The 9123-nt window shown below is 64.5% G+C and carries 11 protein-coding genes; 5 read left to right on the top strand and 6 right to left on the bottom strand.

Annotated elements, in window-relative coordinates:
• Positions 1–200: 200 nt before the first annotated feature.
• The 4 genes from ACESL8_RS06295 (at position 201) to ACESL8_RS06310 (ending at position 3595) form a co-directional block, all read left to right on the top strand.
• Entirely contained in the window at positions 201–887 is a 687-nt protein-coding gene (locus ACESL8_RS06295) for a PEPxxWA-CTERM sorting domain-containing protein (RefSeq protein WP_372916952.1), read from the top strand.
• A gap of 227 nt (positions 888–1114) precedes the next feature.
• Positions 1115–1699 (top strand): PEPxxWA-CTERM sorting domain-containing protein, encoded by a 585-nt coding sequence (locus ACESL8_RS06300; RefSeq protein ID WP_372916955.1) that lies wholly within the window; start codon positions 1115–1117, stop codon positions 1697–1699.
• 144 nt (positions 1700–1843) lie between these two features.
• Positions 1844–3223 carry a M20/M25/M40 family metallo-hydrolase gene (locus ACESL8_RS06305; protein WP_372916957.1) on the top strand — a complete coding sequence of 460 codons (1380 nt, stop codon included), beginning with the start codon at positions 1844–1846 and terminating at the stop codon, positions 3221–3223.
• A gap of 21 nt (positions 3224–3244) precedes the next feature.
• Positions 3245–3595, top strand: a complete 351-nt coding sequence (locus ACESL8_RS06310; protein WP_372916959.1) for a DUF3147 family protein — start codon at positions 3245–3247, stop codon at positions 3593–3595.
• A gap of 6 nt (positions 3596–3601) precedes the next feature.
• On the opposite strand, the gene ACESL8_RS06315 is transcribed toward ACESL8_RS06310, so the two are convergent.
• Positions 3602–4078, bottom strand: a complete 477-nt coding sequence (locus tag ACESL8_RS06315; protein WP_372916961.1) for a hypothetical protein — start codon at positions 4076–4078, stop codon at positions 3602–3604.
• Between the two features lie 49 nt (positions 4079–4127).
• On the opposite strand from ACESL8_RS06315, the gene ACESL8_RS06320 reads away from it, so the two are divergent.
• Positions 4128–5993 carry an ABC-F family ATP-binding cassette domain-containing protein gene (locus ACESL8_RS06320; RefSeq protein ID WP_372916964.1) on the top strand — a complete coding sequence of 622 codons (1866 nt, stop codon included), beginning with the start codon at positions 4128–4130 and terminating at the stop codon, positions 5991–5993.
• A gap of 27 nt (positions 5994–6020) precedes the next feature.
• On the opposite strand, the gene ACESL8_RS06325 is transcribed toward ACESL8_RS06320, so the two are convergent.
• The 5 genes from ACESL8_RS06325 to ACESL8_RS06345 form a co-directional block, all read right to left on the bottom strand.
• Positions 6021–7523, bottom strand: coding sequence for an amino acid adenylation domain-containing protein (locus ACESL8_RS06325; protein ID WP_372916966.1), 1503 nt, complete (start codon positions 7521–7523; stop codon positions 6021–6023).
• Positions 7520–7978 (bottom strand): N-acetyltransferase family protein, encoded by a 459-nt coding sequence (locus ACESL8_RS06330; protein ID WP_372916968.1) that lies wholly within the window; start codon positions 7976–7978, stop codon positions 7520–7522. The genes ACESL8_RS06325 and ACESL8_RS06330 overlap by 4 nt, the downstream gene beginning before the upstream one ends.
• The gene (locus tag ACESL8_RS06335; RefSeq protein ID WP_372916969.1) at positions 7975–8226 is read right to left on the bottom strand and encodes an acyl carrier protein; all 252 of its coding nucleotides are present in this window, start codon (positions 8224–8226) and stop codon (positions 7975–7977) included. The genes ACESL8_RS06330 and ACESL8_RS06335 overlap by 4 nt, the downstream gene beginning before the upstream one ends.
• 3 nt (positions 8227–8229) lie before the next feature.
• Entirely contained in the window at positions 8230–8709 is a 480-nt protein-coding gene (locus tag ACESL8_RS06340) for a DapH/DapD/GlmU-related protein (RefSeq protein ID WP_372916971.1), read from the bottom strand.
• Between the two features lie 32 nt (positions 8710–8741).
• The coding region (locus ACESL8_RS06345) for a polysaccharide biosynthesis C-terminal domain-containing protein (RefSeq protein ID WP_372916973.1) at positions 8742–9123 on the bottom strand (382 nt) is incomplete at its 5' end.

Below are 9123 nucleotides of genomic sequence, written 5' to 3' on the forward strand. Positions count from 1 at the left end.
ATAAATTATAAATAAGTGGTTAAGTTTTTGGAATCAAAGGGAACATTTTTAATTCATTAAATTGGCATGAACATTGCATTGATATTTCGTGTAAGAGCGTCAGCCAGGCGCTCGAACTGTGTAAACCTATAAGGAGAGTTACTGCGATGAGTAAGTTTCTGAAATCTGCGATCACTGCTGCTGCACTAGTGCTCATGCCAATGGCGGCGCAGGCCACGACATTGACCGTCGTCAGCTTCACCGGAGCCGGAGGCGGCAACAATCTGACTTACAACAACAGTGGCGCTCCGGGCTGGAGCTTGAAGACTGTAACGCCGAAGAATGTGTCGGTCACGCTGGAAGATTTCAGCGGCAACTTCGTTGCGGGTGTGGCGGCGAAATGGTCGTTCACCGGCACCGGGACCAGCTTCGCAGTCAATACTTCTGGCAACCAGTGGTCGCAGGCATTCACCGGCGGCACGCTGTCATTCACTTCTTCAGTCCCGTTCACATTAGGTTCGACTGTATACACGACCGGCAGCAACGTCCTGACGCTTACGTTCGCCGGTGGTGAATTGTCGGGCACGGTGGGTGCCACCACCGGCAGCGCACAGGTCTCGATCCCCGGTGACAGCTTCACGGCTGTGACCAGCGATTTTCTGAGCTTCCCGCCGACGACGCTGACCGATTTTTCGATCTCGCTGTCCAACGTCACGCCGCGCTTTGCCTTCGGCGGCGCGGGCGGCCTCGGCACTCAGACCAATGGCCGCTTCAACAACTTCACCGCGCGCGGCTCGGGCGATTTCACGGGCAGCGCCGTTCCGGAACCGGCCACTTGGCTGATGTTGGTGCTGGGTTTTGGCCTCGTCGGCTTTGCCCGCCGCCGTCAGGTCCGCGTGGCAGCCTGATTGGAAATTGCGGGGGGCAGGCCCGGGTGTCGGCATTGCCGGCGCGAGGGCTGGGCCTGCCCCCCCCCGCAACTCTCCCGCCGTGGTCGCCGGGCGATATTTAAATTAATAAAAATCAATTAAAATAAATAGAACTATAACAGAGGTTGTGCGCCGTTAAGTTTTTGGTAATAATGTTCACAGGAATCGGGGGCGATGCTGCCACCACATTTGAGAGGGGCAATACAATGAAGATATCCAAACTTTTGACTGCTGCCGCAGTCGCCGTCGCTTTTGGTGCCGTGCCCGCGATGGCAACCAGCGCCATCACCGTGGTCAGCGCGGCCCAATGCATCAACGTGGCGCATGCCAATGGCTGCAAGTTCGACGGCAACGTGGGCAATCAGGCCCACGCTGTCGAGACCGCCGCGGCCTATAACGTGTTCAACAACACCAACCCCAGCGCCGCTCCGGACATTACGCTGAATTTTCTTGGCCAAACCAACGGTTCGTTTGTTGGTAACGGCCTGACGTCGGGCACGTGGGCAACCAGCTTCTTCGTCGAATTCCTGGTGGTGAAGGCGTCAAACGAATTCGTGCTCTACAAGCTGGCAACCCCGGCCAACAGCGGCACCTGGAACACATTCAACATTACCAACAAAAAGGGCGTCCCGCACGGCCTGTCGCATCTGGCTTTCTTGGGCTCCGATGGCTTTGATCCGGATGGCGGCGCGGTACCGGAACCGGCGAGCTGGGCATTGCTGCTCACGGGTTTCGGCATGGTCGGCTTTGCTGCCCGACGCCGGCGCGGAGCGATCAGCGTTTCGGCCTGAACCAACTGCTTCTGATGTCAGAAGGCCGGTCCCTGCGGGGGCCGGCCTTTTGCGTTCTGGAGAGCAAGTGGTCGGCCGCCGAGGGCTTGCCAAAATGGGTGCAGGCCGGCATCGCAAGCCTGACAAATCCACAAGGACCACGCCATGACCCCCAGCAAATTTGTGATGTTCGGAACGCTGCTGCTGGTCCCATCGTTGGCCCCTACGCTGGCAGCCGCCGAACCGGCGCTGCCGGCGCTGGCAGCCGGTGTGAGCGAGGCCGAGCTGAAGGCCAGCATTACCGCGCTGGTCGGTTTTGGCACCCGTCACTCGGCCAGCGACACCGCCAGCCCGACGCGCGGCATCGGCGCCGCCCGGCGCTGGACGGAATCGCGCTTGCAAAGCTTCAGCGCCGCCTGCGGCAATTGCCTGACCATCGAAAAACCGTCGCAGATGTTCACCGGTGATCGGCTGCCCAACGCAACCGAAATCGTTGACGTGCTGGCGATCCAGCCCGGCACCAGCGATCCTGATCGCTTCATCATCATGTCCGCCCACATCGACAGCCGGAACAGCGATCCGCTCGATGCCAAGGGCGATGCGCCCGGTGCCAACGACGACGCCAGCGGCACCGCCGCCGTGATCGAGGCCGCGCGCGTGCTGTCGAAATTCAAATTTCCCGCCACCATCGTCTATGCCGTGCTGTCGGGTGAGGAGCAGGGGCTGAACGGCGGCAAGGTGCTGGCCGATTATGCCCGCGCCAAAGGCTGGATGGTCGAAGCCGACCTGAACAACGATATCATCGGCAACAGCACCGGCATGGGCGGCATGAAGGATAGCGGCCACGTTCGGGTGTTTTCCGAAGGCACCAAGGCAGTCGAAAGCGCCGCCCAAGCCAACCGCCGCCGCTATAATGGCGGGGAGAACGATTCGCCCAGCCGCAATCTGGCGCGCTTCATCGACAGCCTGGCCGATCACAACGTGGGCGGTCTGGATGTGAAGATGGTCTATCGAACCGATCGTTTCGGCCGCGGTGGCGATCAGACCCGCCTGCTCGAAGCTGGCTATCCTGCGGTGCGTATCACCGAAGCCGCCGAACATTACGACCGCCAGCACCAGAATATTCGCGTAGAAAACGGCCGCCGCTATGGCGATGTCATCGATGGCGTCGATTTCCAGTATCTCGGCAAGGTGACCAGGCTCAACGTCTTTGCATTGGCCGCACTGGCCCGTGCGCCGATGCCGCCGGCTGTCACCATTGATCGCGATTCCGGTTCCAATACCAAGGTAAGCTGGACACCGGTGAAGGACGCTGCCGGTTACAAGATCTGGTGGCGCGACACCACGGCACCGCAATGGCAATACAGCCGCACCGCCCCGGCAGCCACAATGTCGCTGGTGCTGGAACATGCGTCGATCGACGATTGGCTGTTCGGTGTTTCGGCCATCGCCGCCGATGGTAGCGAAAGCCCGATTGCCTATCCAGGCGATGCCGGCAACTTCATCAGCAACCCGCCGTTCCCGTCGCCGCAGCAGCGGCCCTGATCCGGCCCGGTCGCGCGTTCGGTGCTGCACTTCATCATCAAGGCGGCGTTGTCAGGGTTGATCGTGGCCGCGATTGCCGCGGTCGCCCGCCGCTATCCGGGGTTCGGCGCGCTCATCGCCTCGCTGCCGCTGATATCGGTGCTCGGCATGATCTGGCTGTGGCAAGACACGCGCGACCCAGTGTTGCTGGCCGATCATGCCCGCGCCACCTTCTGGTTCGTGCTGCCGTCCTTGCCGATGTTTCTGGTTATCCCGGCGCTGTTGGGCCGGGGCTGGCCGTTTCGCACTGCTCTCATTGCCGGCTGCGTGCTGACCATCTGCCTGTATTTCCTCATGACATGGGCGGCAGCACGGCTTGGCCTGCGGCTGTGAAGGCATTCACGCGCCGGCGATGACCGGGCGGCCGATCAGGGCAATGTCGCTCATCGGCACGCGCAAGCGCTGACCCGTCAATGGCTCGCTGGCGTCTGCGGCAGTGCCCAGCCCGTGCAGCAGCAGCGTGCGGCCATCGCCGGTAATCAGCAACAGCGGCAGGCCCTGCGCCAGATCGCGGTGCATCAGCGGTGCGGCGGGGGAGACCGGCTGGCCGGCTTCCCACACGATTTCCACCACGGTTTCCTGATCGTCTTCGTTGGCATCCGTCCATGCGCCGGCCACCGCAAGTAGCGCGGCGCGGCCGGTGCGGCTGCCGATGCGCGCCGCCACCTGCTGGGGGGTGAAGCGCACACCGCGCGCCTGCCAGCAGATAACCAGCGCCGCCGCCAGCGGATCAACTGGCTGAGCTTCGGCCCGCTGGGCGGGGGCCCGTACAGCGAGCAACAGCGGCAGGGCGAGCATGATACGGCGATTGATCATGGCAACAGCCTAGCCGGCCCGCCCGTCTCCTGCTAGGGCCGCAGCCATCATGATGTCTCTGCAAAATCTCGTCGTCCGCCTTGGCGGGCGTGCTGTTATCGATGGCGCCACCGCCACCTTGCCGCCGCGCGGCTGTGTCGGGCTGATCGGCCGCAACGGCGCCGGCAAATCGACGCTGATGAAGGCGATGGCCGGCACCATCGATCCCGATGGCGGTAGCATCGAACACCCGCGCGGTTCGCGGATGGGCTGGCTCAAGCAGGAAGCCGCGATGGGCGAAGGCACGCCGTTTGAAACCGTGCTGGCTGCCGGTCTGGAACGCGCCGCGCTGATGGCCGAAGAAGAAGCCGGCGCCCCGCTCGAACGCCTGGGCGATCTGCACGATCGGCTGATTGCCATTGATGCCTACACCGCGCCGGCCCGCGCCGCGCGCATTTTGGTGGGCCTTGGCTTTGACGAGGAAATGCAGTCACGCCCGCTCGACAGTTTTTCGGGCGGCTGGCGCATGCGGGTGGCGTTGGCGGCGCTGCTGTTCACCCGGCCCGATGTGCTGCTGCTTGATGAACCGTCCAACCACCTTGATCTGGAATCGGCGTTGTGGCTGGAAAATTTCCTCAAATCCTATCCCGGCCTGATCGTGCTGATCAGCCATGAGCGCGATTTGCTCAACCGGGTTGCCGGCATGATCCTGCATCTCGAAGCCGGCAAGGCGCAGCTGTACACCGGCAATTACGACAGTTTCGAACGCCAGCGCGCTGAACGCATGGCCCAGTTGGAAGCCGCGCGCACGGCGCAGGCCACCCAGCGCGCCAAGCTGCAGGATTATATCGCCCGCAACAGCGCCCGCGCTTCCACCGCCAAACAAGCCCAGAGCCGCCAAAAGGCGCTGGCAAAGATGCAGCCGGTGGCCGAAGCCGCCAATGATCCGACGATGAGATTCGATTTCCCCAGCCCGGAACCCTTGCGCCCGCCGCTGGTGCAGCTGGATGAAACGATGGTCGGCTATGATGGAACGCCAGTGCTCAGCCATCTCGACATCAGGCTCGATCCCGATGACCGGCTGGCGCTGGTGGGCCGCAACGGCAACGGCAAGACCACATTGGCGCGGCTGCTGATCGGCCAGCTTCCGGCGATGTCGGGCACCCGCGCCGCTTCGGGCAAGCTCAAGGTCGGCTATTTCACCCAGTATCAGGTAGAAGAACTGGACGGCGATGCCACGCCGGTGCTGATGATGTCACGTGCGATGAAGGGCGCCAGCCCTGGCGCCGTGCGGGGCCAATTGGGCCGCTTCGGCTTTACCGGCGCCACCGCCGAACAGCGCATCGGCACCATGAGCGGCGGCGAAAAGGCGCGGCTGGCGCTGGCGCTGGTGACGCGCGACGCGCCGCACCTGATCGTGCTTGATGCGCCGACCAACCACCTCGATACCGACAGCCGCGAGGCGCTGGTGCAGGCGTTGGCCGGGTACGAAGGTGCGGTTGTTGTGGTGAGCCACGATCGCCACGTGATCGAGGCCAGCGCCGATCGGCTGGTGCTGGTCGATGCCGGGCGCGCCATCCCGTTCGATGGCAGCATCGACGATTACGAAGCGCTGGTGTTGAGCGGTGGCCGCGATAGCATTGCTGCTGTGTCGTCGGCGCCTGCTGCTCCGCGCGAAGACCCCAAGGAAGCCCGCCGCAAGGCCGCCGCCGCCCGCGAAGCGGCGCAAACGCTGAAGAAGGCGCTGCACGCCGCCGAAGCCAAATTGGCCAAGCTGACGACCGAGCGCGACGGGCTTGATGCGCGGCTGGCGCTGCCCAGCGCCAATGTGCCGGCCCTGATGCAGGAACGCGGCCGGGTGCTGGCAGCGTTGGCCAGCGCCGAAGCCACTTGGATCGAGGCCGGTGAAGCACTGGAAAAGGCCACCCGCACCTAGGCACAGGCGGCACCAGCCCCAGCAGGATCAGCCGCGCTCCAGATGCTGTTGGCGCAGCGCCTTGCGGTCGATCTTGCCGTTGACGTTCAAGGGCAGCGTATCGACCGCGATGACGCGTTTTGGCACCATGTAGGGCGGCAGCAGCTCGCGGCAGCCGGCGGTGATGGCGCGGGAATCGACGCTGGCAGCGCACACGAAGCCAACAAGGCCTTCAGCCGAGCCGCCTTCGTTCAGCGGCCACGGCACCGCGGCGACTTCACTGGTGCCGGCAGCGCGGCGCAGGGCTTCCTCCACCTCCAGCAATTCAACGCGATAGCCGGAAATTTTCACCTGATCATCAAGCCGCCCCTGGCAGACGAGGCCCCAGATGGGATCGTTGCGCACCAGATCGCCCGATCGATACCACAGATCGTGCGGATAGCCTGGGACGGTGGTGCTCAGAAACTTTGCCGCCTGTTCGGCCGGGTTGTTGATGTAGCCATCGGTGATTTGCGGCCCGGCCAGCCACAATTCGCCCGAACCGCCCGGCAGCACCGGCTGGCCGTCATCGCCCACCACCGCGGCAGCGCAGCCGGCATAGGCGATACCCAGCGGCACGGTGGCGGGCATGGCCTGCGCGGCGGGATCAAGGCGCTGGGCCGTGATGGCGATGGTGGCTTCGGTGGGGCCATAAAGATTCCACACCTGCGCATTTGGGGCGGCGGCGTGGACGGCGAGCGCGAGGCTGGTCGGCAGCGGTTCGCCGCAGAACAGGGCAAGGCGCAAACCCGGCAGCACGCCCGCCCCTAGTCGGCGCATACGCTGCGCCATCGCGGGGGCAGACGGCACGGAAAACCACACGCTGGCGCCGGCGCGATTGGCAAAGCCGACCGGGTCGATCAGCTCGGCTTCGGTCGGCGCGACAAGGCAGGCGCCGCTGGCCCAGGTGACGAACATGTCGTGCACTGAAAGATCGAAGGACAGATCGAAAAACTGGGTGCAGCGATCATCGGGCAGGGTCGGAGCAATGGCGGCGAAGGCATCGATATAGGCCGTCACATTGTCCGCCCGCACCGCAACGCCCTTGGGGGTGCCGGTGGTGCCGGAGGTGAACATCACATACGCATGGCGGCTGGCTGCGGCGGCGAAATCGCGCGGGCCTGCGGCGTGGGGATCGACCGCCAATGCCGTCCCGCCATGCCCGGCCGCAAGCGCGTGGGCGGCGGCCTCGGTGGCGGCATCATGCAACCACGCGGCGCAACCGGCAGCGGCTGCAATCGCGCTCTGGCGTTCGGGCGGGGCCTTGGGGTTGATCGGCACATACGGCCGGCCTGACAGCACCAGCGCCAGCACGCCGACATAGGCATCAAGGCTGCGATGGGCGAGCAGGCCGACGCGCGCGCCAGCCGGCACGCCGTGCATCCGCGCGGTGCAGCGCTGCGCGGCGGCGAAGAGTTCGGCGTAGCTTAACGTCTCGCCGCCGATGCTGAGCGCCGGGCGGCTGGCGTGTACCCGCGCAGCAGCAGCAAGCCGGGCGGCCAGCACTGTCATGGCAGCAATTTTTCCATGGTGGTGAGATAGGGCGCAAAGCCTAGCCGGTCCCAGAAACGCGCGGCTTCGGCGTTATTGGTGAGCACGCGCAGTTGTACGCGGTTAGCGCCGTCGGCCGCAAAGCGTTCCGTCGCCGCCAGCACCAGCGCGCGCGCGACGCCGCCTTGACGCAGGCCGGGCCAAGTCATGACTTCTTCAACCGAGGAAACTTTCTGCACCACCGCGCCCGGCACCAGCCGCGTCACGCCGAACAGATAGCCGGCCATTCCTTCATCACCGTGCGCCACCAACAGATGCGTGCGTGGCCGGCCCACCAGTTTGGCCAAATCATCGGGCGTGCACCCCGGTGCTGGTTCGCGCAGGCCCTTGGCGCACTGATCGGCCCAGAAGGCGGCGCGCAACGCGGCCAGATCGGGAAGATCGGCAGTGCCCGCCGGCGCGACGATCAGGCTCATGCGCCATGCCCGTCTGAAATGCCCTTCTCGCGCAGCGCCTGCTCGATGCGGGCGACGGTGGAAAGCTCCACCAATTCCTCGGATTCGAACATGATGCCAAAACGTTCCTCCAGCGCCGTGACGATTACCATGTGCGAGGCCGAATCCCATTCCGGGACGGCGCCATAAGCGAGGCCCGGGCTGAAATCTTCGGGCGGAATGCCCAGTTCGGTAAGGAACACGTCCCGGATCTGGTCGATCAGTGTCATGGGTCAGCCCACCATCAAGGTTTTGTCGAGCCGGTCGGGATCGATCTTGTCGATGCGGATGCCCCATTTGCCGGTGACGATGTCTTTTTCGATCACCCGCGCCGGATTGCCGGTGGCCAGGCTGCCGGCGGGCAAATCCCGCGTCACCACGCTGCCGGCCGCTACGATACAGCCATCGCCGATCGTCACACCGGGATAGATGATGCACATCGCGCCGATATGGCAGCGCGCGCCGATATGGGTGTGGACATGGCGATTTTTGAGGAAATCGTGAGCCAGCACGGCGGTGCCAAAGGCGATGCCGGTGTAATCGCCGATATGGATACCGCGCGGGTTGGTCTTGTCCAGCTTGGCAGACCAGCTGATCTTGGCGTCGCAGCCGATATCCATGCCCCACACGCCGCGCAACAGGGCGCAGCGCCAACCCATCACCAGATTGCGGATGCGGCCGCGCAGGCGGGGCAGGGCGCTGTTTTCTTTCACACCTTGGCAATGAGGCAGGGCTGCTTGGCTTGTCAAGCAGCGGCCAGTATGCGGCGGGTGAGCCAATATCCGTGGATAATCCGCACCGCGTGGCCGGCAGCATAGGCCATGGCGAGCCCGGCAATGCCGAAACGCGGTACCAGTGCAAACGCCAGCGCCGCCATCAGCCCCGCCGCCACAACCATGATCGGCACGGTTTCGCGGCTGCGGCCCGACATGGTGATGATCGCGCCCGATGGCCCAGCCACAATTCCCAGCATGTTGGCACCCACCAGCCATTGCAGCAGCGGCGCCGTGCCAGCAAAGGCCGGGCCGAACACGAGGCTGAGGATGGGTTCCGGCCAGATCAGCAGTGGCAGCGCCAGCGGCAGGGTGGAGGCGAGCGCGGCATAACGGCTGCGGCGCAGGCGGCGG

It is taken from the genome of Sandarakinorhabdus sp., from assembly GCF_041689835.1.
Classification (GTDB): domain Bacteria; phylum Pseudomonadota; class Alphaproteobacteria; order Sphingomonadales; family Sphingomonadaceae; genus Sandarakinorhabdus.